Genomic DNA, 23,032 nt, shown 5'->3' on the forward strand with positions numbered 1-23,032 from the left:
GCGGGTGGTGCCTCCTACGGCTTGCGGGCTACTCGGGGGTTTCTTCGAGCGCGTGGGCGACGAGGTTCAGGAGGGTCTCGATCACCGAGATCCTGCGGCGCGCATCCATGATCATTACGGGGATGCGTGCGGGAATCGTCAACGCTTCGCGCACGTCCTCCGGTTCGAACAGCTCGCTGCCGTCGAAGTGGTTGACCGCGACGACGTACGGCAGCCCGCAGCTCTCGAAGTAGTCCAGGGCCGGGAAGCAGTCCTTGAGGCGCCGGGTGTCGGCGAGGACGACGGCGCCGATCGCGCCGCGCACCAGGTCGTCCCACATGAACCAGAACCGCTGCTGGCCCGGGGTGCCGAACAGGTAGAGCACCAGGTCGTCGTCGAGGGTGATGCGGCCGAAGTCCATGGCCACGGTGGTGGTCAGCTTGCCGGGCGTGGCGGTGAGGTCGTCGGTGTCCTCGCTCGCCTCGGTCATCAGCGCCTCCGTCTGGAGCGGCGTGATCTCCGAGACCGCGGTGACCAGCGTGGTCTTGCCGACGCCGAAACCACCCGCCACGACTATCTTCGTGGCTATCGGGGCCCGGGTACGGTCCGTCTGCCAGGCTTTCAGGTCCTCGTCGGGTTCGGGACCGACGAGGGGGGAGACGCCGTGCGCGGCGTCAGAGACGGCGGAGTCCACTCAGCACCCTTTCCAGCAGCGCACGGTTCGGGCGGCCCACGCCGTGGCCGGTGCCGGTTCCGTACACACGGATCCTTCCCTGGTCCGCGAGGTCACTGAGCAGGACCCGGACCACGCCGAGCGGCATGCTCAGCAGCGCGGCGATCTCGGCCACCGTGCGCATACGGCGGCACAGTTCGACGATGGCCCGCATCTCCGGCATGACGCGGGCCGAGAGCGGCGCGCTGGTCAGTTCCCTGCGCTCCTCGGGAGCGTCCAGCGCCTCCGCGTCGGCCGTGCTCGCCACGAAGCTCTCCACCAGGAGGACGTGGCCGAAGCGGGTACGGCCGCCGGTGAGCGAGTAGGGGCGGACGCGGGCGGGCCTGCGGTCGCCGCGGCGGACCGGAAGCCGATTCCTCGGGGCGTTGCTCACCGGGCGCTCCCTGTCGGCTGCGGTTCCTCGGACTCCAGGGACTTCCTCAGCTCGCCGCGGAGTTCGGGGGTCAGGACATGACCGGCCCGGCCGACGAAGAGCGCCATGTGGTACGCCACGACGCTCATGTCGCAGTCCGCGGAGCCGTGGACGCCGAGCAGCGAGCCGTCGCTGATCGACATCACGAAGAGGCTGCCCTCCTCCATCGCGACCATGGTGTGCTTGACCCCGCCGAACTCCATCAGCCGCGCGGCGCCGACGGTGAGGCTGCCGATGCCGGAGACGACGGTGGCGAGGTCGGCGGAGGAGCCGCGCGGGCCGCTGCGCCGCTCGGTCAGGGCGTCCCTCGCCTCGGCGTTCCTGCCGGGGTCGGAGGAGAGCAGCAGCAGGCCGTCGGAGGAGACCACCGCGACCGACTGGATACCCGGCACCTCCTCCACGAGATTCGTCAGGATCCAGTGCAGGTTGCGAGCCTCACTGCTCAGTCCGAAGGTACTGGGCGCGGTCAACTGCTTGCCTCCTCGGCTGTGCCCCCCGTGGCTTCTCCGGCATGTGCTTGTGCTGGTGCCGTGTCCGGCCGCTGACTGCGGTCCGTCCGCGTGGCGATCTCCCTCTCCGCGTCCCGGCGTCCGGCCTCCGCCCCGTGGCGGAAGCCGCCGAGGCGACGGCGGAGTGCTTCGGCGTCGACGGACCCGGTCCGCCGGCTCGGTGTGCCGGCAGGTTCGGTGATCTTGGGCGTGCGCTTGGGCAGCCCCTTGCTGGTGAGCCGTTCCGCGGTCTCGTCCCCGGCGCGCTCGTGCCGGTCGGGTCCGATGACGTAGGGGGCGCCGGGTTCGTCGTGCTGCGCGTCGGCACGGTCACCGGGCTCCGCGGCGACCTCCGGGAGCAGCAGCTCCATGGTGCTCTCGGCGGGGGACTCCGGGACGTCGAAGACCTGCGCCTCCGGCACCGCGGACGGCTCCGGGGCGGTGGATGCGGGTGCGGGTGCCTCCGTGTCCGTGCCCTCGGGTTCCGGGGTGGTGTTCTCCTGTACGGCCCGCTCCGCCAGTGTCACCAGGGGGTCGGTGTCCTTCGGGCGGCCGCGCAGGACGTTGGAGTTGGCTTCGGCGTCCGCGCCGGGGAGGGAGTAGGGCTCGGTGGCGGGCGGGCCCGCTGTCGCCGGGGCCTGGGCGAGCAGGGAGCCGGGGAGGACCACCACGGCGGCGATGCCGCCCTGCTTCTGCTCGCGGAGCTGGACGCGGGCGCCGTGGCGGTGGGCGAGGCGCGCGACGACGTACAGACCGAGGCCCAGGCCCTCCTCGCCCTCCCGCTCGTACGGGGAGTCCGGGTCGAAGTCGCCGAGGCGGGAGTTGAGGTGGGCGAGGCGTTCGGCGGTCAGGCCGATGCCCCCGTCCTGCACGGAGAGCATCACCTCGCCGCTCTCGAGCAGCCAGCCGGAGACCTCGACGGGCAGGTCGGGCGGGGAGAACGAGGTGGCGTTCTCCATGAGCTCGGCCAGCAGGTGGGAGAGGTCGTCGGCGGCGAACCCGGCGACATGCGCGTGCGGCGGGAGCGCGGCGATGCGGACCCGCTCGTACCGCTCGATCTCGCTGACCGCCGCTCGTACGACGTCCAGCAGCGGCACCGGCCCGTGGTGCTGCTGCACATGCTCGGCACCGGCGAGGACCAGGAGGTTCTCGCTGTGTCGGCGCATCACCGTGGCGAAGTGGTCGAGCTTGAAGAGGGTGGCGAGCTGCTCGGGGTCCTGTTCGCGCTCCTCCAGCCCCTCGATGACGGTCAGCTGCCGCTCGACGAGGCCGAGGGTGCGCAGGGCGAGGCTGACGAAGGTGCCGCCGATGCTGGTGCGCAGCCGTTCGAGCTGGGCCGTGGCGTCGCCGAGTTCGGCGCGGAGTTCCTCGCGGACGTCGGCCATTCGCTGGCGCTGGCCGACCAGGTGCCTGCGGTCGGTCTCCAGGGTGGCGATGCGCTCGTGCAGGGCCGCCGCGTGCGCGTGCAGAGCGTTGACGGAGCGGACGACCTGGGCGAACTCGTCGTTGCGGCCGGTGAACCTGACCGGTTCCTCGGCGGCCGGGTTCTCCGCGTCGGCCAGCCGGGCCGTGCCCCTGCGCAGGACCGAGAGGGGCCGGGTCAGGGTGCGTGCCATGGCGGTGGCGAGTCCCACGGCGACCAGTATCAGGCCACCGAGGACCGCGACGCGGATCTCCATGGCGGTGACGTCGTCGTCGCGCAGCCTGGCGAGTTCCTTGGTGCGGCGGTCGAAGAGGGCGGACTCCGCGCCGCGCATCCGGTCGACGCGGGCGGACAGGGCCGCGTCCAGCTTCTTGGTGCTGACGTCGAGGTCGTCACCGGAGAGCTTCGGCTGGTCGGTGAGGTCCGCGAGGTACTTCTCGGCGGAGTTCACCTCGGGTCCGGTGACCGTCGAGTCGTACGAGTCGACGGCGGAGGCGGGCGCGGTGTCACGGAAGCCCGCGAGGGCGGCGTCGGAGCGCAGCCGGGCCTGCTGGGCGGCGGCGCTGAGGGCGGCGCGCTGCCTGCGGTCGTCGGCGGAGCCCCCGTCGGTGGTGGTGGATCGGCCGGTGTCCGGGTCGATGCCCGTCTCGGTGCCGCCCGGTACGTCGAGGGCGGCGAGGAGCAGTCCACGGGCCGCCGCGGACTGCTGGACGGCGGTGTCGAGTTCGGCGAGGGCGTGGGCGCCGGTACCGGCCCGTGCGGGCATCCGGTCGGCGAGGTCCTCGGTCAGCCGGTGCAGTTCGGCGATCGCGCCGGAGTAGGCCTGGTGCACCTGGAGCGCCGTACTTCCGCCGGTGAGCGCGGACCTGCGCACGGTCGCGATGCCGTCGAGGTCCTCGCGCAGCCAGCCGGGCGTCTCCTCGTCCGCGCGCAGGTCCTGGACCTGCCGGTCGACGCGGGCGCCGCGCTGCTCGGAGGGCGCCTTGGACTTGGGGCGGCCGGCCGCGACGTAGGCGGTGACCTCGTCGCGCTCGTCGGCGAGGGCATGGGCGAGGGAGAGCGCGTTCTGGGTGCGCCCGGCCAGGGTGACCAGGTCCTGCGAGTCGCTGAGCTGGGAAGAGGAGGCGAGGACGGAGGGGGCTCCGGCGGCCGCGACGGCTGCGGCGACCACGGCCACCGCGACGATCAGCCGGTTGCGCACGTGGGCCGGGCGGCCGGTGCCGACGGGGGCGCCCTCGGCGCCGCGCGCGGAGGCCGTCTGCCTGGCTGTGTCCCGAGGCCGCTTCTTCTGCACCGATGCTCGCATTCCTGAACTCGTGTACCCATGGGCCCGGGTGGCACCCCGTCATTTCGATGCCGAGCGGTGCGTGCACCCGCCCCCGCGCCCGGTTCCGGACTTGCGCGGAGGTACCCCCATTGGTCCCCGACCCTCCCAGCGCTGGTGGGCACTGGCCGCGCATCACCTGCCCGGCCACCCGAAGGAGTGAACATCGGAGGGGAGTTGGCGAGCAAGTCTTCCCGGGGCGTGCGGCGGCGGTGCGCGGCCGGCCGGTTGGACGCGGGCGGAAGGCTTTGGCAGTATTCGCCGCCACGTCTTCCCGGACCGCGCCATTCCGTCCCAAACCCGGCGCCTGACCTGCGGCGCCGTGTGATTTCCGGTACGCCCGGCAGCCTTCGGGGAGGCTTGTGAAGGCCTCGTGCAGACTGGCCGGATGCGTACTGAAGTCGTTTCGGAGCCCGGTGTCACGGACCGCCCCAACGAGGACTTCGCCGGAGTCGGAGTACCGGCCTCCGGGCAGGGGGGTTGTGCGATCGTGCTGGACGGGGTGACTCCGCCCGAGGGCGCGACGGGTTGTCTGCATTCGGTCCCCTGGTTCACCGCGCGGCTCGGCGGAGCCCTGACCGAACTGACCGTTTCCAACCTAGATCTGACGCTCCCCGACATTCTTTCGACGGCAATCGCCCGCACAGCAGCGGCACATGCGTCGACCTGTGACCTTTCTCACCCGCGCACTCCACAGGCAACCATCGTTGTCGCCCGCTGGTCGGCGGAGTCGGTGGAACACCTGGTGCTGTCCGACTCCGCCCTGCTGCTGGAGTCCCCCGAGGGCGCGGTCACCGCCGTGCTCGACGACCGGATCTCCCGTCTCCCGCGCGCCTCGCTGGTGAGCGACGCCGTCGCCGACGCGACCGTCCGCAACAGGGAGGGCGGCTTCTTCACGGCCGCCGCCGACCCCTCGGTCGCCGCCCGCGCGGTCACCGGCACCGTCCCACGCCACCGGGTCCGCGCCCTCGCGGCCCTCACCGACGGCGCCGCCCGCTGGGTGGAGAAGTTCCACCAGGGTGACTGGGCGGACTGCTTCACCCTGATGCGCGAGGAGGGCGCGCGGGCCCTGGTCGACCGCGTACGGGCACTGGAGGCGGCGGACCGGGAGGAGCGGGCGTTCCTGCGGCGGAGCAAGACCCACGACGACGCGACGGTGGTGTACGCGGAGCTCTGAGGGGTTGAGGGCGGGACGGCCTCCCCTATCGCTCCATGACCCCGTTCAGTTCGTGCAGCAGCCGGGCCAGTTCCGAGACCTCGTCGCGGTCCCAGTGGGCGAGCTGACGGACGTACCTGGCCCGGCGGGCCTCCCGGACACGACCCACGCGGCGGCGGCCCTCGTCCGTGAGGGCGACCAGCCAGGCGCGGCCGTCGGCGGGGTCCGGCTCGCGGCCGACCAGGCCCAGCTCCTCCAGGGCACGCAGCTGACGGGACATGGTGGCCTTGCCGACGCCGATGTAGGCGGCCAGTTCGGTGGCGCGCTGGCGGCCGTACTCGTCGAGGCGGACCAGCAGGCCGTAGGCGGCGGTCTCCAGGTCGGGGTGGACCTCACGGGCCATCTCGCCCTGGCTGGCGCGGGCGCGCCGCAGCAGCACCGTCAGCTCCCTCTCCAGGGCAAGGAACTCCTGGTCCGCTCCAGTCGGTGTCAACTGGCCGCCGACATGCTGTCCGTCGCCGCTTCCGTCCTCGTGCACGTAGGCACACCCCTGATCGCTTTCACTGTCCTGCATGGTTTCCGCCGGGCGCTGTTGTCGTGGCGGCTCCGTAAGTATTTCGCAGGCGCGGACCGGCGACGGCCGGGAGGACCCCCTTCCAGCCTCCTTGGACACGAGCGGGGCGACACGAGCGGGGGTCATGACCGGAAAGACCCGGGTCTCCCTCACGGGGCCCGGGTCCTCCCTTCATCCGGTCGCGTCCGTCACGCCGCGACCGGAACCTGCGACTCCGCGCCGTTCGCGGCCGGCGCGAGGGCCAGTTCCAGGACCTGGCGGACGTCCGTGACCGTGTGGACCTCGAGCTTGTCCAGCACCTCGGCGGGGACGTCGTCCAGGTCGGCCTCGTTGCGCTTGGGGATGACCACCGTGGTGATGCCCGCCCGGTGCGCGGCGAGGAGCTTCTGTTTCACGCCGCCGATCGGCAGGACCCGGCCGGTCAGCGAGACCTCGCCGGTCATGGCGACGTCCGTGCGGACCAGCCGGCCCGACAGCAGCGACGCCAGGGCGGTCGTCATGGTGACGCCCGCGCTCGGGCCGTCCTTGGGCACGGCGCCCGCCGGGAAGTGGATGTGCACACCCCGGTCCTTGAGACCGGCCACGGGCAGCTCCAGTTCGGCGCCGTGACTGCGCAGGAAACTCAGCGCGATCTGCGCCGACTCCTTCATCACGTCACCGAGCTGACCGGTCAGGGTCAGGCCCGCCGCGCCCGTCTCGGGGTCGGCGAGGGACGCCTCCACGTACAGCACGTCGCCGCCGGCGCCGGTCACCGCGAGGCCCGTGGCCACGCCCGGCACCGACGTGCGGCGCTCCGCCGGGTCCTGGGCGGACTCCGGTACATGGTGCGGGCGGCCGATCAGGGCCCGCAGATCGCCGTCCGTGACGGTGAACGGCAGCTCCCGCTCACCCAGCTCGTGCTGGGCGGCGACCTTGCTCAGCAGCCGGGCGACGGACCGCTCCAGGTTGCGCACGCCCGCCTCGCGCGTGTACTCGCCGGCCAGCTTGCGCAGCGCGCTCTCGTCGAGGGTCACCTCGTCGGCGGCGAGACCGGCCCGCTCCAGCTGGCGCGGGAGCAGGTGGTCACGGGCGATGACGACCTTCTCGTCCTCCGTGTAGCCGTCGAGGCGGACCAGCTCCATACGGTCGAGCAGGGCCTCCGGGATGGCCTCCAGGACGTTGGCGGTGGCGAGGAAGACGACGTCCGACAGATCCAGCTCCACCTCCAGGTAGTGGTCCCGGAAGGTGTGGTTCTGGGCCGGGTCCAGGACCTCCAGGAGGGCGGCGGCCGGGTCGCCCCGGAAGTCGGAGCCCACCTTGTCGATCTCGTCCAGCAGGACCACCGGGTTCATGGAGCCGGCCTCCTTGACCGCGCGCACGATACGGCCGGGCAGCGCGCCGACGTAGGTACGGCGGTGACCGCGGATCTCGGCCTCGTCCCGCACGCCGCCGAGGGCGACCCGGACGAACTTGCGGCCCATGGCGTGGGCGACGCTCTCACCGAGGCTCGTCTTTCCGACGCCCGGCGGCCCGACGAGGGCCAGTACGGCGCCGCCGCGCCGCCCACCGACCACACCGAGGCCGCGCTCACCGCGCCGCTTGCGCACCGCCAGGTACTCGGTGATCCGTTCCTTCACGTCGTCCAGCCCGGCGTGCTCGGCGTCCAGGACGGCCTTCGCGCCCTGGATGTCGTAGGCGTCCTCGGTCCGCTCGTTCCAGGGCAGTTCGAGGACGGTGTCCAGCCAGGTGCGGATCCATGAGCCCTCGGGCGACTGGTCGCTGGACCGCTCCAGCTTGTCGACCTCCTTGAGGGCGGCCTCACGGACCTTCTCGGGCAGGTCGGCGGCCTCGACGCGGGCGCGGTAGTCGTCGGACTCCTCGCCGTCCTTCTCTCCGTTGAGCTCGCGCAGCTCCTTGCGCACCGCCTCCAGCTGACGACGCAGCAGGAACTCGCGCTGCTGCTTGTCGACGCCCTCCTGGACGTCCTTGGCGATGGTCTCGGCGACGTCCTGCTCGGCGAGGTGGTCGCGCAGGTGCTGGGTGGCGAGCTTGAGGCGGGAGACCGGGTCGGTGGTCTCCAGGAGCTCAACCTTCTGCTCGGTGGTCAGGAACGGCGAGTAGCCGGAGTTGTCGGCGAGCGCGGAGACGTCGTCGATGGCCTGGACCCGGTCGACGACCTGCCAGGCGCCACGCTTGCGCAGCCAGGCGGTGGCCAGCGCCTTGTATTCCTTCACCAGTTCGCCGACGTGGCCCGGCAGCGGTTCGGGCACCGTCTCGTCGATGCGGGTGCCCTCGACCCACAGCGCCGCGCCCGGCCCGTTGGTCCCGGCACCGATCCGCACCCGGCCCCGGCCGCGGATCAGCGCGCCGGGATCACCGTCCGCCAGCCGGCCGACCTGCTCGACCGTGCCGAGCACACCGGTGCCCGGGTACGTCCCGTCGATGCGCGGCACCAGAAGCACCCTCGGCTTCCCCGGCTCCGACCGGGCGGCGGCCTGCGCGGCCTCCACCGCGGCGCGCACATCCGCGTCGTTCAGATCCAGCGGTACCACCATCCCGGGCAGCACGACCTCGTCGTCGAGCGGCAGCACAGGCAGAGTGAGCGGTGTGGGCGCCGTGGACTCAGCAGCCATGATCTCCCCTTCGGCAGTCAAGTTGAGCTATGCCGACTCAATGCACGTGAGCGTCCCGTTGTTCCCCAGGGGCTGTTCGCCCTGAGCGATCACGGGATCAGGCGACACCACGCGCCGGGGACACCGGGCCCGTCGGGTCCGGTCCACTCGCCCGACTTATCTGACTTGTCCGGCTCAACCAGCTCGACCGGCCACCCTCCGGGCCGCCCCGCTGCCAGCGCCTGACCAGCGGCCAGGTCGCGACGCCGACGGCCAGGGCGATCAGGTGGCCCCAGTTGGTCACCGGGTCCGCGAGGCCGACCAGATCCCATGCGAGCGTCCCGCCGAGCAGGGCCAGCAGGGGCCGGCGCAGCCACGGGGCGAGCAGCCCGGCGAGGGCGCCGGTGCTGGTGGCGACGCCGAAGCTGACGCCGTAGTCCAGGCGGTGCAGGGAGCTGTCGGGCAGATGTCCCGCCAGGACCGCGAGCCCCACGGGCACTTCGGTGGCGAGGGTGGCGAGCACATGCCCGAGCAGGAAGACAGCGGCGGTCCGCGCGCCGCCTATCCGCCGCTCCAGCGCGGCGAGGACGACCAGGAAGCAGAGCGCGAACGGCGACGCCAGCCCGCCCGCGATCCACAGCGCGCTCGCCACGAGGGCCAGCACCGGGGTCCGCGCGAGGTGGGCCACATCGGTACTGGAGGCCTGATGAAGGGTGTGCACAAGGCCGGGATCGGCGTCACGGGCGACCAGCGAGGTGACCGCGAGCAGTGCGCCGTAGCCGAAGGTGAACGGCGTACCCGTGGGCGTGGGCACCAGCCGCCAGAGGCGGCGGCCGCGCGGCCGGGAAGGCGGGCGGCGCACTTCGTCCGGCCCGTCGGCATCGACAGGGGGTGGCACCACGAGGGCGGCGCCCACGGACGCGGGCGAGGCGGCCGCGGGCACCCGCTGGCGCGGCACCCCGTCCAGCAGGGCCACGGACTCCGGTGCGGCGGACTCCGGTGCCGATGAGCAGGATGGACCGGAAGGAGGTGGGTCCACCGGCGTGGGCGCGGTCGGTTTCACCGTGAGGCGCTCCTTCCGTTTCCGCCCTACCCTTCGCGCCCCGTGATCCGCTGTCTATGACCGACGCCACGCAACGCTCGTTTCAAAGGATTTTCTGAGGGGTCACATGAGTCGCGCCCGACCCACGCACGACTTGCGCACGCGCCGCACGCGAGTCCCACTCGGATCGCACTCGGGCCCCACACGGTTCACACTCGCGTTTCACCCGATCCCGGCCCCTCAAACGGGTGATGCGACGGGCCCCGTCCGCCCTCCGCCACCCATTAATTCGCGTGTCCGTAACACCGCGTTCGGGCACCATGTGTGAATGACCGCCAGCAGCGAAGCGCCCGTCGTCCTGGACCGCCGCGAGGGCCCGTACGGCGAGGTGGCGCTGCGCAGACAGGGCGAGTTGCTCCAGATCATCGCCAACGGCTGCTTCCTGATGGACACCTCCGACGGCCGCTCGGAACGGCTCCTGGTCGACGCCGCATACGGCGCCCTGGACGGCCGGCCCGAGCCGGACGTGCTGATCGGCGGCCTCGGGGTCGGCTTCTCGCTGGCGCACGCGGCAGCCGACTCCCGCTGGGGGCGGATCACCGTCGTGGAGCGCGAACCCGCGGTGATCGACTGGCACCGCGAAGGGCCCCTGTCCGCATTGTCCGCTTCGGCCCTCGCCGACCCCCGCACGGAGATCGTCCGGGCGGATCTTGTGTCCTACCTGCGTGAGACATCCACCACGTACGACGCACTGTGCCTGGACATTGACAACGGGCCCGGCTGGACCGTCGACGAGGACAACGGCACCCTCTACTCGCCGACCGGACTGGCAAGCTGCGCGCGGACGTTGAGACCCGGAGGGGTACTGGCGGTATGGTCGGCGAAACCCTCTCCGGAATTCGAGGGATCCTTGCGGAATGCCGGATTCCGTCGGATCCGTACCGAAGAGATCCCCGTTGCCCGGGGCGTTCCCGACGCAGTGCACCTCGCTGTAAGGCCTGGATAGCGACGGCCCCTCCGGTCCCCGTAATGTGCTGCCCTGACGCGGGTCATTCAAGCGTCAATCGCAAACCATGCGCAGACCGAGGGACCACCCCACTGGTTCCGGAAAGCACACTCAGGGGCGGGCGATGGAGCAGACACACACCTCGCACAACGGCACGGCGGCGGCTGCTGGAGCGCAGCGCCGGGTGCTGGTGATCGAGGACGACACGACGATCGTCGACGCCATCGCGGCCCGGCTCCGCGCCGAGGGGTTCCTCGTGCAAACCGCGTCCGACGGTCCGTCCGCGGTCGACACCGCCGAGGCCTGGCAGCCCGATCTGCTGATCCTCGACATCATGCTGCCCGGCTTCGACGGCCTGGAGGTCTGCCGCCGTGTGCAGGCCCAGCGCCCGGTGCCGGTGCTGATGCTCACCGCGCGCGACGACGAGACCGACATGCTGGTCGGGCTCGGCGTCGGCGCCGACGACTACATGACCAAGCCGTTCTCGATGCGCGAGCTGGCCGCCCGCGTCCATGTGCTGCTTCGGCGGGTGGAGCGGGCCGCGCTGGCCGCCACGACCCCGCGCTCGGGCATCCTGCGGCTCGGCGAGCTGGAGATCGACCACGCGCAGCGCCGGGTGCGGGTGCGCGGCGAGGACGTGCACCTCACGCCCACCGAGTTCGACCTGCTGGTGTGCCTCGCGAACACCCCGCGCGCGGTCCTCTCCCGGGAGCAGCTGCTCGCCGAGGTGTGGGACTGGGCGGACGCCTCCGGCACCCGGACCGTCGACAGCCACATCAAGGCGCTGCGCCGGAAGATCGGCGCGGAGCGGATCCGCACGGTGCACGGTGTCGGCTACGCGCTGGAGACGCCGGCGCCATGAGCGAGGGGCGGGATGCCGCACGGAGGAACCCCGGGGAGGAGCCCTGGGGTGGCGTACGCCCGTTCTCGATCAAGACCAAGCTGACCGCTCTGGTCGTCATCTCGGTGCTGATCACCACCGGGCTGTCGATGATCGCGGTGCACACCAAGACGGAGCTTCGCTTCATCACGGTCTTCTCGATGATCGCCACACTCCTGATAACGCAGTTCGTGGCTCATTCACTCACCGCGCCGCTGGACGAGATGAACGCGGTGGCCCGGTCCATCTCGTACGGCGACTACACCCGCCGGGTGAGCGAGAACCGCCGGGACGAGCTCGGCGACCTGGCCCAGACGATCAACGTCATGGCCGACGAGCTGGAGGCCCAGGACAGCCAGCGCAAAGAGCTGGTGGCGAATGTCTCGCACGAGCTGCGCACGCCCATCGCGGGCCTGCGGGCCGTCCTGGAGAACGTCGTGGACGGCATCGCCGAGCCGGACACCGAGACGATGCGTACGGCGCTCAAGCAGACGGAGCGGCTCGGGCGGCTGGTGGAGACCCTGCTCGACCTCTCGCGCCTGGACAACGGGGTCGTACCGCTGCGCAAGCGGCGTTTCGAGGTGTGGCCGTACCTCTCCGGGGTGCTCAAGGAGGCCAACATGGTCGCCTCCGCGCGCGCGGGCATGACCTCGGGCTCCGGGAACCACACCCGCACGGACGTGCATCTGCACCTCGACGTTTCCCCGCCGGAGCTGACCGCGCACGCGGACCCGGAGCGGATCCACCAGGTCGTGGCCAACCTGATCGACAACGCGGTCAAGCACAGTCCGCCGCACGGCCGGGTCACGGTGAAGGCGCGGCGCGGGAACCGGCCCGAGTCGCTGGACCTGGAAGTGCTGGACGAGGGTCCGGGCATCCCGCGGTCCGAGTGGCACAGGGTCTTCGAGCGGTTCAACCGGGGATCCGTCAGCCGTCCGCACGGTCCGGGCAGTGACGGCGGTACGGGGCTGGGCCTGGCGATCGCCCGCTGGGCGGTGGATCTGCACGGCGGGCGGATCGGTGTGGCCGAATCCGAGCGGGGTTGCCGGATTCTTATCACTCTTCCGGGAGAGCGACCCGCGTCAAGTTGACGTAAAGTCGAACCCGCGAGGACAAGATCCACTCGGATTCGCGCCGGTGGACACGTGTGAGCAGGGACGGCCCGCGCCTGCGGCGCCCACGGGCCGCGAGACACGCGTACCCACTTCCTGCGACCGACATGCGAACCTCGCTTGTTTCCCGCCATATCAAGGCCCGAAACACGGTTTCCGATGTGACTTACGCGACGATGAACGGGCCCGACCTGACCTTCCCCCCCGGGGAGGCGTAGCCTTTATTCCCGCTGTCCATCACCTTGTGAAGCGGAAGAGGGCGGTTGCCGCCGTGTCGCCACAGTCCCCCAGTAACTCGAGCATCTCGACCGACCAAGCCGGGAAGAACCCCGCGGCCGCGTTCGGTCCCAACGAGTGGCTCGTCGACGAGATCTATCAGCAGTACCTCCAGGACCCGAATTCGGTAGACCGAGCCTGGTGGGACTTCTTCGCCGACTACAAGCCGGGCGCGCCTGCCGCCCCGGCTGCGTCGGGTGCTGCGGCCGCGGGGGCCGCAGGCACCAGCGCGACGCCCGCCCCGGCCCAGCCCGCGGCACCGGCTCCGGCCGCGCCCGCCGCCCCGGCTCCCGCGGCCCCGAAGCCCGCCGCTGCCGCCCCCGCCGCGCCCAGGCCCGCGGCCGCTCCGGCGCAGCCCGCGGCCCCGGCCGCGAAGGCGGCGCCCGCCACCGAGGCGCCCGAGGGTCCCGAGTACGTGACGCTGCGCGGTCCGTCCGCCGCGGTCGCCAAGAACATGAACGCCTCCCTGGAGCTGCCGACCGCCACCTCGGTCCGCGCGGTCCCGGTGAAGCTGCTGTTCGACAACCGCATCGTCATCAACAACCACCTGAAGCGCGCCCGGGGCGGGAAGATCTCCTTCACGCACCTGATCGGCTTCGCGATGGTGCAGGCCATCAAGGCCATGCCGTCGATGAACTGGGCGTTCGGCGAGAAGGACGGCAAGCCGACCCTCGTCAAGCCGCCGCACGTCAACCTCGGCCTGGCCATCGACCTGGTCAAGCCGAACGGTGACCGCCAGCTCGTCGTGGCCGCCATCAAGAAGGCCGAGACGCTGAACTTCTTCGAGTTCTGGCAGGCCTACGAGGACATCGTCCGCCGCGCCCGCGACGGCAAGCTGACGATGGACGACTTCTCCGGTGTCACGGTCTCCCTGACCAACCCCGGCGGTCTCGGCACCGTCCACTCCGTGCCGCGCCTGATGCCCGGCCAGTCCGTGATCATGGGCGTCGGCTCCATGGACTACCCGGCGGAGTTCCAGGGCACCAGCCAGGACACCCTGAACAAGCTCGGCATCGCGAAGGTCATGACGCTGACGTCGACCTACGACCACCGGGTGATCCAGGGCGCCGCCTCCGGCGAGTTCCTGCGCCAGGTCTCCAACCTGCTGCTCGGCGAGAACGGCTTCTACGACGCCGTCTTCGAGTCGCTGCGCATCCCCTACGAGCCGGTCCGCTGGCTCAAGGACATCGACGCCTCGCACGACGACGACGTCACCAAGGCCGCGCGGGTCTTCGAGCTGATCCACTCCTACCGGGTCCGCGGCCACGTCATGGCCGACACCGACCCGCTGGAGTACCGTCAGCGCAAGCACCCCGACCTGGACATCACCGAGCACGGGCTCACCCTGTGGGACCTGGAGCGCGAGTTCGCGGTCGGCGGCTTCTCGGGCAAGTCCCTGATGAAGCTGCGCGACATCCTCGGCGTCCTGCGCGACTCGTACTGCCGCACCACCGGTGTCGAGTTCATGCACATCCAGGACCCGAAGCAGCGCAAGTGGATCCAGGACCGCATCGAGCGCCCGCACACCAAGCCGGAGCGCGAGGAGCAGCTGCGCATCCTGCGTCGGCTGAACGCGGCGGAGGCCTTCGAGACCTTCCTGCAGACCAAGTACGTCGGCCAGAAGCGCTTCTCGCTGGAGGGCGGCGAGTCCGTCATCCCGCTGCTCGACGCGGTCATCGACAGCGCCGCCGAGTCCCGCCTGGACGAGGTCGTCATCGGTATGGCCCACCGCGGCCGTCTGAACGTGCTCGCCAACATCGTCGGCAAGTCGTACGCGCAGATCTTCCGCGAGTTCGAGGGCAACCTCGACCCGAAGTCGATGCACGGCTCCGGCGACGTGAAGTACCACCTGGGCGCCGAGGGCACCTTCACCGGCCTGGACGGCGAGCAGATCAAGGTCAGCCTGGTCGCGAACCCCTCCCACCTGGAGGCCGTCGACCCGGTCCTGGAGGGTGTCTCCCGCGCCAAGCAGGACATCATCAACAAGGGCGGCACGGACTTCACCGTCCTGCCGGTGGCCCTGCACGGCGACGCGGCCTTCGCGGGCCAGGGCGTGGTGGCCGAGACCCTGAACATGTCGCAGCTGCGCGGCTACCGCACCGGCGGCACGGTCCACATCGTCATCAACAACCAGGTCGGCTTCACCGCGGCCCCCGAGTCCTCGCGTTCCTCCATGTACGCGACGGACGTGGCCCGCATGATCGAGGCCCCGATCTTCCACGTGAACGGCGACGACCCCGAGGCCGTCGTGCGCGTCGCGCGTCTGGCCTTCGAGTTCCGCCAGGCGTTCAACAAGGACGTGGTGATCGACCTCATCTGCTACCGCCGCCGCGGTCACAACGAGTCCGACAACCCGGCCTTCACCCAGCCGCTGATGTACGACCTGATCGACAAGAAGCGCTCGGTGCGCAAGCTCTACACCGAGTCCCTGATCGGTCGCGGCGACATCACCCTGGAAGAGGCCGAGCAGGCTCTGCAGGACTACCAGGGCCAGCTGGAGAAGGTCTTCACCGAGGTCCGCGAAGCCACCTCGCAGCCGGCCGCCGTGGACGTCGAGGAGCCGCAGGACGGCTTCCCGGTCGCGGTGCCGACCGCGATCTCCTCGGAGGTCGTGAAGCGGATCGCCGAGTCCCAGGTCAACATCCCCGACCACGTCACCATCCACCCGCGTCTGCTGCCGCAGCTGCAGCGCCGGGCGGCCATGGTCGAGGACGGCACCATCGACTGGGGCATGGGCGAGACCCTGGCCATCGGCTCCCTGCTGCTGGAGGGCACCCCGGTCCGCCTGGCGGGCCAGGACTCCCAGCGCGGCACCTTCGGCCAGCGGCACGCGGTGATCATCGACCGCGAGACCGGCGAGGACTTCACCCCGCTGCTCTACCTGTCCGAGGACCAGGCCCGGCTGAACGTCTACAACTCCCTGCTGTCCGAGTACGCGGCGATGGGCTTCGAGTACGGCTACTCGCTGGCCCGCCCCGACGCGCTCGTGATGTGGGAGGCCCAGTTCGGCGACTTCGTCAACGGCGCGCAGACCGTCGTGGACGAGTTCATCTCGTCGGCCGAGCAGAAGTGGGCTCAGACCAGCGGCGTCACGCTGCTCCTGCCGCACGGCTACGAGGGCCAGGGCCCGGACCACTCGTCCGCCCGTCCTGAGCGCTTCCTCCAGATGTGCGCGCAGAACAACATGACGGTCGCGATGCCCACGCTCCCGTCGAACTACTTCCACCTCCTGCGGTGGCAGGTGCACAACCCGCACCACAAGCCGCTGGTCGTCTTCACCCCGAAGTCGATGCTGCGCCTGAAGGCGGCGGCCTCGAAGGCGGAGGAGTTCACGAGCGGGCAGTTCCGCCCGGTCATCGGCGACGCGTCGGTCGACCCGGCCGCGGTCAAGAAGGTCGTGTTCTGCGCGGGCAAGGTCTACTACGACCTGGACGCCGAGCGTCAGAAGCGCGGCGACACGGAGACGGCGATCATCCGCCTCGAGCGTCTGTACCCGCTGCCGGGTGCGGAGATCCAGGCGGAGGTCAACAAGTACCCGAACGCCGAGAAGTACCTGTGGGTCCAGGAGGAGCCGGCGAACCAGGGTGCCTGGCCGTTCATCGCGCTCAACCTGATCGACCACCTGGACCTGGCCGTCGGTGCGGACGTCCCGCACGGCGAGCGTCTGCGCCGTATCTCGCGGCCGCACGGCTCGTCCCCGGCGGTGGGTTCCGCGAAGCGGCACCAGGCCGAGCAGGAGCAGCTGGTCCATGAGGTGTTCGAGGCGTAGTCCTCGGCCGCACGGCGAAGGGCCCGTCCCCGGAGATTTCCGGGGACGGGCCCTTCCCGTCTGCCCGGGCCCTGCGCGCGGGCCCGTTGCCGGGGCGGATCAGACCTGGGGCTCGAAGTCCCAGAACGGCCGGTTGCGGGAGCGGGCCGAGATGGTGTGGACGTGCTGCTTGCCGAGCGTCGCCTCCAGGTCGGACAGCGCCTCCTGCTCCACCTTCTCCGCCCGCTGCACCTCCCGCAGTCCGCGCAGGTCCGCCGCGTGCGCCACCCTGGCCGACAGGGTCAGCGGGTGGGTGCGCCCGAGGAACTCGGTGGCCCGGGTGATGGTGTCCTGGCTGAGCCCGGCCGCGCCCTCGGTGTCACCCACCAGGTTGCGCAGCGCCGAGGCGTTGACGGCGCAGCCCAGCGCGTAGGGGTGGCTCTCCCCCACCGCCGCGGTCATGTCCGCCAGCGCCTGCTCGGCCAGCACATGGGCGTGGTCCCGCTCGCCGACGCTGCGCAGGATCAGGGCGTGGTTGGCGCGTGCTCCGGCGGTGAAGGGATGTCCCTCGGTGAGCGACTGCTCGTAACGGGCCATGATGGACTCGCTGGCCTCGCGGGCCTGGTCGATGTCCCCGTACTCACGGGCGAAGCAGCTCTGGCTGACGGCGGCGGCCAGGGTCTCCGGGTGCCGGTCGCCGACCCTGCGCTCATAGCGCTCCAGCACGCGGGTCAGCAGCGTCCCGGCGCCGGCCCGGTCGCCGCCGCGCAACCGGCACAGCGCCAGGTTGTGCTCGGCGCGCAGGGTCTGCGGATTGTCGGCGCCCATCACCAGCCGGCACTCGCGCACGTTCTTCGCCTGCACGGACTCGGCCTCGGCGTAGCGGCCGAGCAGCCGCAGTCCGATGGCGTAGGAGGCCTCCGAGAGCAGGGCCCAGGGGTGCCGTGCCTTCAGCAGCCGGCGGCGCTGTTCCAGCGTCGTCTTGTCGATGTCGAGGGCCTGCTGGTAGTGACCGAGGTGCCGGTGGGCGAAGCCCAGGTTGCTCAGCGCGTTCAGGGTCCGGGAGTCCTCGTCGCCGAGCAGGTCGCGGTAGACCGGGCACAGCCACTGGTAGAGCTCCAGGGCCTCCGCGTACCGGCCCAGCCCCCACAGGTCGGCGCCCAGGCTGTTGACGGCGCGCAGATGGTCCAGGTCCCGTTCGCCGCGCTCCTCGCGCAGCCGGTCGGCGGCCGCCCGCTCGATGGCCTCGGTGCGTTCGTAGTCACCGGAGGAGCGCAGCAGGTTGGCGTACTGGTAGATCAGGTCGTACACCCTGGGGTGGGAGTCACCGAGCGTGGACCGCCAGGCCTCCAGGGCACGTTCGCCGAGCTTGACGCCCGTGGTGTACTCGCCCGCGAAGTACATGTAGCGCAGGCAGTTGAGGACGAGGTTCTGCACCGCGCGGTCGGTGCTGTACAGGACGTCCGCGTACTTGAGGTGCGGCACGATCTCCGCGTATCTGTCCCACAGGCGGGTGTCCGTGGCGCGGCCCGGGTCGGCCGCGGCGAGGGCGCGCCGTACGACGTCGACGAACTCCTGCCGGTCCGCCTGCGGCATGTCGCCGCGCACGATCTGGTGCACCATCCGGTGCAGGTACAGCGACTCGCCGGAGGAGCCGCCGGGTTCGCCGCCGGTGTCGTGGGACTCCAGGCGTACCACGGAGTACTGGCGGAGCTGGTTGATCGCCCTGTTCCACAGGAGCGGGTCCTCCAGCAGCCCGGTGAGCTGTTCGGGCAGGTCGTCCAGCGGCATCTCCCGCAGCAGGCGTACGGGGATGAATCCGGGGGCGAAGAAGGTGCACAGCCGGAGCAGGTCCACGGACTCGGGCACGGTCTCGCGGAGCTTGTTCAGCAGTATCGACCACGCGGTCTGGAAGGCGACCGGGAAGTCGGCGGACACCTTGACCACGTCCTGGTCGATGCCGCCCTCCAGCAGGGCGATGTAGTCGTCGACCGAGAGGTCGGAGTCGTTGAGCCAGCCGGCCGTCTGGTCCAGCAGCAGCGGCAGGTCCTCCAGGGCGTCGGCGAGCTGGTCGGCGTCCGCCTCGTCCAGCCGTGGCGCGCGGCGCCTGATGAAGGCCACCGACTCCTCACGGGTGTAGACCGGGACCTGGAGCAGGCGGCTGTTGTGCTCGCTCCACTGCGGGTTGCGGGAGGTGATCAGCACATGTCCGGGGCCGGTGGGGACGAGGTCCCAGATCTGGTCGGGTTCGTCGGCGCCGTCGAGGATCAGCAGCCAGCGGGAGAACGGCTCGCCGCGGCGCAGCGCGTCGCGCACCGCGCGCAGCCGCTCGCCGTACTCGGTGCCCGTCGCGAGGCCCAGTTTCGGGGCGAGTTCGGCGAGCAGCCGGCGGTAGGTCACCCGCTTCTCGGCGTTGATCCACCACACGACGTCGTAGTCGGCGCTGAACCGGTACACGTACTCGGCGGCCAGCTGGGTCTTGCCGACGCCCGACATGCCGTGGAAGGTGAGCACGCCCGCGCCGGGCTCGCTGCCGCTCAGCAGATGGTAGGCGTCGTTCAGCAGGGGCTCGCGGCCGGTGAAGCGGGTGTTGCGGCGCGGTACGCCGCCCCACACCTCGGGCATGGCCGACGGGAAGCGCGGCACGGCGCGGGTGTCGGTGCCGACGGACAGCTCGAAGGGCAGGTCGAGCCGCTCGCACAGGCGCCGCTCGGCCTCGTCCGGGCCGGTGTTGACGAGGTCGACGGGCGCGAGGACGGCGGTCGCGGTAGGTACCGGGGCGGTGGTCACCGAGACGCCCGCGAAGCGGGACGGGTCCGGCGCCACGACCTCGCGCAACGCCGCGTTCCACTCGTCGAAGCTGCGCGGGCCGAGTTTGAAGTACCACTCGCTCACGAGGATGAGGACACGGCCCTCGGCCAGGCTCAGGTCGCGCAGCAGGTCGGCCAGCCGGACCTCGGGGGGCGCGTCCCAGCGCAGGTAGACCACGCGCAGACCACGCCGCTCCAGACGGTCGCCGATCCAGGCCGCCCAGGCCCGGTTGAACCCGGCGAAGCTGATCGTGACGGTCTGCTTCGTGGCCCTCCCCCCGGTCGACCCGACCGGCCTACGAGTTCCAGACATGCAGCGGCCTCCCGCAAGCGATTTTAGAAGCTGGACACGGCACCGGGAAGGCGCGTGACAGCGCCCGCTCCGACATCTGTGGATCGCATCCTTTCCCTCCCGTCCAACGATCTCCACCTTCCAACGCAATGTTCCGCGCATGGATCTGATGTTCATTCACACGAGCGGCGCACCTGTGCGGGATGGCGTTGTGTCCACAGCCTGCGGGCGGCCCGTACGTACTCGCGGGCCCGGACCGTGTGTTCCCTGGGGACGGGGTGGTCGTGCATACGGTCGTAGGTGTCGGCCATGACCTCGACGAACCGCCGCCCCGGCGCCGTGAGGTCGTCCGATCCGGCGAGTGCGGGCAGCGCGGCGCCGACCTGCTCGTGGTAGCGCGCGAACAGCGCCCAGTCCCGGTCGCGGCGGACCGGGTCGCCCGCGCCGAGCGCGCGGTGCCCGAAGTGGTCCGCGAGCGCGAGATGCGCGTAGGCGCCCTGGAGGAGTGCGTCGTACGGCCGTGGCTCGGGCCGCCAGGGTGCGAAGTACCGGGGGCGGGAGTCGGAGTGGTGCAGTGTCAGCATCTGGCCGAGCACGGAGAGCTTGGCGTGCTGGAGTTCGTGCACCAGGGTGGTCGCGAAGGCCGTGGCGTCCGGCGGGGTGCTGCTGAGTACGGCCCCGAACGCGTCCTGCCGGGTGGAGCTGCAGGCGCCATGGGCGCGGCCGTCGGCCGAGTCGCCCGGTGGCACGGCGAGCGGCACCAGGCAGCGCAGCAGGGCGGCCGCCTCGGCCGGCCGCTCCCGGCCGCCCTCGCGCAGCGCCGCGGCGGTGCCCGACCACGCCTGGAGCCAGCGCTTGCGTTCGGCGTCGTCGAGGGTGACGGGGCCGCTCAGGCCGTAGTAGTGCGGTCCGCCGCGCACGCTGCGGTAGGGGTCGAGGTCGTCCAGCGGGACCGGGGGCGTGCCGGGCAGCAGGCCGGGCAGCGCGTGGGCGGGGGTCCAGGCGCGGGAGCCGGACCAGGCGCCGACGCCGTCCTGGAGGCGGACGACGACATCGGCGGCGCCCGGCAGGCGCAGGGTGAGACGGCCGTGCCGGTGGACGGCCGCCACCCGGGCCGGGCCCCGGACGCCGGTGCGCAGCGCGCCGAGGGACGGCAGGACGAGCGTGCCGTCGTGCGCGGTGAGCCGTACGGCGAAGGGGAGACCGGCGCGGGCGGCGATCGCCGCGGCCACGGCGCCGAAGTGGTCGAAGTGGGCGGCGAGTTCCGGCTGCCACGCGGAGCCGTCGGCGGATTCCAGGGCGCGCAGGCAGCGCTGGGCCCAGGGTCCGAGGAGGGGCTGGAGCAGTCCGGTGCGGACGGCGGAGCCCGCCGCGGCACCGGTCCCGGCCGCCGTGTCCGCCGTGTCCTCGGCGGATTCCAGCATCGCCCAGTCCTCGCGCAGCCGCCGCCGTACGGAGGGAGGGCATACGGGGGACCGGTCCGCCTGGTCGAGGAGGGTGCGCAGGACGAGGAGGCGACGGGTGTCCTGGTCGCGGACGAGGAGGGCGAGGGTCTCGGAGCTGCCCGCGGTGCGGGCGAGTTCGGTGAGCGCGTGCTCGGGCAGCGGCGGGAGTATCACGGTGTGCCTCCTTCCGCCGGGGCGGCCAGCGGGACTGTCGCGTCCTCGGTGAGCCGTCGCGCCACGTGCCGGATGAAGCGCTGGAGGTCGGCGCAGTACACGGAGGGGTTGGCGAAGCCGTGCCCGGCCCGGTAGCGGTGGGCGTACTGGCCGCCGCCGCACACCCGGAGCAGCGGGCAGGCGCGGCAGCCGTCCGCGAGCGCGTCCGCACCCGCCTGCCGGGCCGTCACCGCCGGGTGGCGCAGCACCTCGTCGAAGGGGTGGCGGAAGACGTCGAGGCCGGTCTCGGCCGCGCCCTCGTAGCAGGACTTGAGGGAGTCGACCTGCTCGATGGTTCCGTCGGTCTCCACCACGACGGACTCGAACGGCGCGAGGCCGAGTGCCTCGGTGGCGGCGGGGATCCCGAGCAGCAGGGCGATGCACGCCTCGAACAGGCGGATCCGGGTCTCCCGCCGTCCCGCGTACCACCAGCGGTCGAAGACGGCGCACAGCCACCGCCCGTGGCGCTCCCCGGCCAGGTGCGGCGGTGGAGCCGACCAGTTGCCGTGCGGCAGCAGCAGGTCCAGGGCCGGCGGGTGCAGGGCGAGCAGCGAGTCGTAGGCCTCGACCGGGTCGGCCGTCGGGTCCACGACGGTGAGGATGCCCGCGTACGACGCGGAGAAGCGTTCCGCCAGCAGCCGCGCCCCGCGGGACGCTGCGGCCCAGGACGGGCGTCCGGCGTGGTCGACACGCCGGGCGTTGTAACCGGGCAGGCCGCCGTCGAGGCTGATGCCGACACGGATTCCGGCGGCGGCGAGGACGTCCAGGCGTCCTGCGGTGAGGAGGGTCGCGTTGGTCTGGATCACCGGGTGTACGGCGGTGCCGGGCGGGACTCGGTCGCGGACCTGGGTGGTGAAGCGGGCCAGCGTCCCGGCTCCGGCCAGCAGCGGTTCGCCGCCGTGCAGGACCAGGGAGAGTTCCGTCAGTCCGTGCGCCTCGGCGTGCTCGGCGATACGGCTCGCGGTGCGGTCGAGTACGGCGGTGGGGGCGGCCGCGGGTCGGTTCCGCCAGGTCCGGTCGGGTCCCTCGTACAGGTAGCAGTAGCGGCAGGCGAGGTTGCAGCGGCCGTGTGCCTTGACGATGAACTGCCGGAAGGGGACGGGGGCCGCGGGTGTCAGGGGGGTTACGGGAGCAACGTCGTACGACACTCCGCCACCCCCCATGCCCACGGCCGTCGATGGCCGCATTCCCGGGCGGGACACCGGCAAACTCGCGGCCGTCGCTTCTGGCCGAAGGGGCGGCCTGCGGGGCCTGAACTCGCCTGTCCGTAAACGGTGTTCGACCGGATCGCACCTCCTTCCCCGGCCCTTGGCAGCGCCCGTCAGCCCTTGTCGGCACCGGTCAGAACGAACTGGAGAACCCCCAGAGCATCTCGCCGGGCCGGGCGGCCAGCTCGCGCAGATCCGCCAGCACCTCCCGCAGCACCGGATGCCGGGCCGTCCGCAACTCGGCCAGGCTCATGGTCAGTACGTCCGGCAACGGCTCGTCCCGCCCCGGCTCGGCGTCCGACACGCTCATCGACTCCCCC

The 23,032-nt window shown here is 71.6% G+C and carries 16 protein-coding genes; 5 read left to right on the forward strand and 11 right to left on the reverse strand.

The genetic code is table 11. The annotated features are described in order from the left end of the window. Positions 1–28 precede the first annotated feature (28 nt). From ACIPK3_RS16995 to ACIPK3_RS17010, 4 genes are read right to left on the reverse strand one after another with little or no spacing between them, the layout of a single operon-like run. On the reverse strand, positions 29–673 hold the full coding sequence (locus ACIPK3_RS16995) for a GTP-binding protein (RefSeq protein ID WP_402570386.1): 645 nt from the start codon (positions 671–673) through the stop codon (positions 29–31). Continuing rightward, the gene (locus tag ACIPK3_RS17000; protein ID WP_402570388.1) at positions 654–1,085 is read right to left on the reverse strand and encodes a DUF742 domain-containing protein; all 432 of its coding nucleotides are present in this window, start codon (positions 1,083–1,085) and stop codon (positions 654–656) included. The genes ACIPK3_RS16995 and ACIPK3_RS17000 overlap by 20 nt, the downstream gene beginning before the upstream one ends. Beyond that, positions 1,082–1,594, reverse strand: coding sequence for a roadblock/LC7 domain-containing protein (locus tag ACIPK3_RS17005; protein ID WP_402570390.1), 513 nt, complete (start codon positions 1,592–1,594; stop codon positions 1,082–1,084). The genes ACIPK3_RS17000 and ACIPK3_RS17005 overlap by 4 nt, the downstream gene beginning before the upstream one ends. Next, positions 1,591–4,329 carry a nitrate- and nitrite sensing domain-containing protein gene (locus ACIPK3_RS17010; RefSeq protein ID WP_402570391.1) on the reverse strand — a complete coding sequence of 913 codons (2,739 nt, stop codon included), beginning with the start codon at positions 4,327–4,329 and terminating at the stop codon, positions 1,591–1,593. The genes ACIPK3_RS17005 and ACIPK3_RS17010 overlap by 4 nt, the downstream gene beginning before the upstream one ends. 418 nt (positions 4,330–4,747) lie before the next feature. Between ACIPK3_RS17010 and ACIPK3_RS17015 the strand changes: the two genes are divergently transcribed. After that, entirely contained in the window at positions 4,748–5,536 is a 789-nt protein-coding gene (locus ACIPK3_RS17015) for a protein phosphatase 2C domain-containing protein (protein ID WP_402570393.1), read from the forward strand. Positions 5,537–5,561: 25 nt separating this feature from the next. Here ACIPK3_RS17015 and ACIPK3_RS17020 read toward each other — a convergent pair whose 3' ends face one another. From ACIPK3_RS17020 to ACIPK3_RS17030, 3 genes are all read right to left on the reverse strand, one after another. Further along, on the reverse strand, positions 5,562–6,053 hold the full coding sequence (locus ACIPK3_RS17020) for a MarR family winged helix-turn-helix transcriptional regulator (RefSeq protein WP_402570791.1): 492 nt from the start codon (positions 6,051–6,053) through the stop codon (positions 5,562–5,564). A 224-nt stretch (positions 6,054–6,277) separates the two neighbouring features. Next, positions 6,278–8,701: an endopeptidase La gene (gene lon, locus ACIPK3_RS17025; RefSeq protein ID WP_402570395.1), complete on the reverse strand. Its 2,424-nt coding sequence runs from the start codon at positions 8,699–8,701 to the stop codon at positions 6,278–6,280. Between the two features lie 97 nt (positions 8,702–8,798). Next, complete coding sequence (locus tag ACIPK3_RS17030) at positions 8,799–9,656, reverse strand: rhomboid-like protein (protein ID WP_402570397.1); 858 nt, start codon at positions 9,654–9,656, stop codon at positions 8,799–8,801. A gap of 394 nt (positions 9,657–10,050) precedes the next feature. Between ACIPK3_RS17030 and ACIPK3_RS17035 the strand changes: the two genes are divergently transcribed. From ACIPK3_RS17035 to ACIPK3_RS17050, 4 genes are all read left to right on the forward strand, one after another. Beyond that, a complete protein-coding gene (locus ACIPK3_RS17035; protein WP_402570399.1) occupies positions 10,051–10,728 on the forward strand; it encodes a spermidine synthase in 678 nt (225 codons plus the stop codon). A 124-nt stretch (positions 10,729–10,852) separates the two neighbouring features. After that, entirely contained in the window at positions 10,853–11,590 is a 738-nt protein-coding gene (locus ACIPK3_RS17040) for a response regulator transcription factor (protein WP_402570401.1), read from the forward strand. After that, complete coding sequence (locus tag ACIPK3_RS17045) at positions 11,587–12,699, forward strand: sensor histidine kinase (RefSeq protein ID WP_402570403.1); 1,113 nt, start codon at positions 11,587–11,589, stop codon at positions 12,697–12,699. The genes ACIPK3_RS17040 and ACIPK3_RS17045 overlap by 4 nt, the downstream gene beginning before the upstream one ends. Positions 12,700–12,991: 292 nt before the next feature. Next, entirely contained in the window at positions 12,992–16,765 is a 3,774-nt protein-coding gene (locus ACIPK3_RS17050) for a multifunctional oxoglutarate decarboxylase/oxoglutarate dehydrogenase thiamine pyrophosphate-binding subunit/dihydrolipoyllysine-residue succinyltransferase subunit (RefSeq protein WP_402570405.1), read from the forward strand. 99 nt (positions 16,766–16,864) lie between these two features. Here ACIPK3_RS17050 and fxsT read toward each other — a convergent pair whose 3' ends face one another. The 4 genes from fxsT to fxsA form a co-directional block, all read right to left on the reverse strand. Beyond that, positions 16,865–19,867 carry an FxSxx-COOH system tetratricopeptide repeat protein gene (fxsT, locus tag ACIPK3_RS17055; RefSeq protein WP_402570407.1) on the reverse strand — a complete coding sequence of 1,001 codons (3,003 nt, stop codon included), beginning with the start codon at positions 19,865–19,867 and terminating at the stop codon, positions 16,865–16,867. Positions 19,868–20,019: 152 nt separating this feature from the next. Further along, a complete protein-coding gene (locus tag ACIPK3_RS17060; protein ID WP_402570793.1) occupies positions 20,020–21,462 on the reverse strand; it encodes an aKG-HExxH-type peptide beta-hydroxylase in 1,443 nt (480 codons plus the stop codon). After that, positions 21,462–22,667, reverse strand: coding sequence for an FxsB family cyclophane-forming radical SAM/SPASM peptide maturase (locus ACIPK3_RS17065; RefSeq protein WP_402570409.1), 1,206 nt, complete (start codon positions 22,665–22,667; stop codon positions 21,462–21,464). Before ACIPK3_RS17065 ends, ACIPK3_RS17060 begins: the two co-directional genes overlap by 1 nt. Positions 22,668–22,845: 178 nt before the next feature. Continuing rightward, positions 22,846–23,022 (reverse strand): FxSxx-COOH cyclophane-containing RiPP peptide, encoded by a 177-nt coding sequence (gene fxsA, locus ACIPK3_RS17070; RefSeq protein WP_402570411.1) that lies wholly within the window; start codon positions 23,020–23,022, stop codon positions 22,846–22,848. Between the last annotated feature and the right edge of the window lie 10 nt (positions 23,023–23,032).

Source organism: Streptomyces sp. NPDC086787 (genome assembly GCF_044745865.1).
GTDB lineage: Bacteria > Actinomycetota > Actinomycetes > Streptomycetales > Streptomycetaceae > Streptomyces.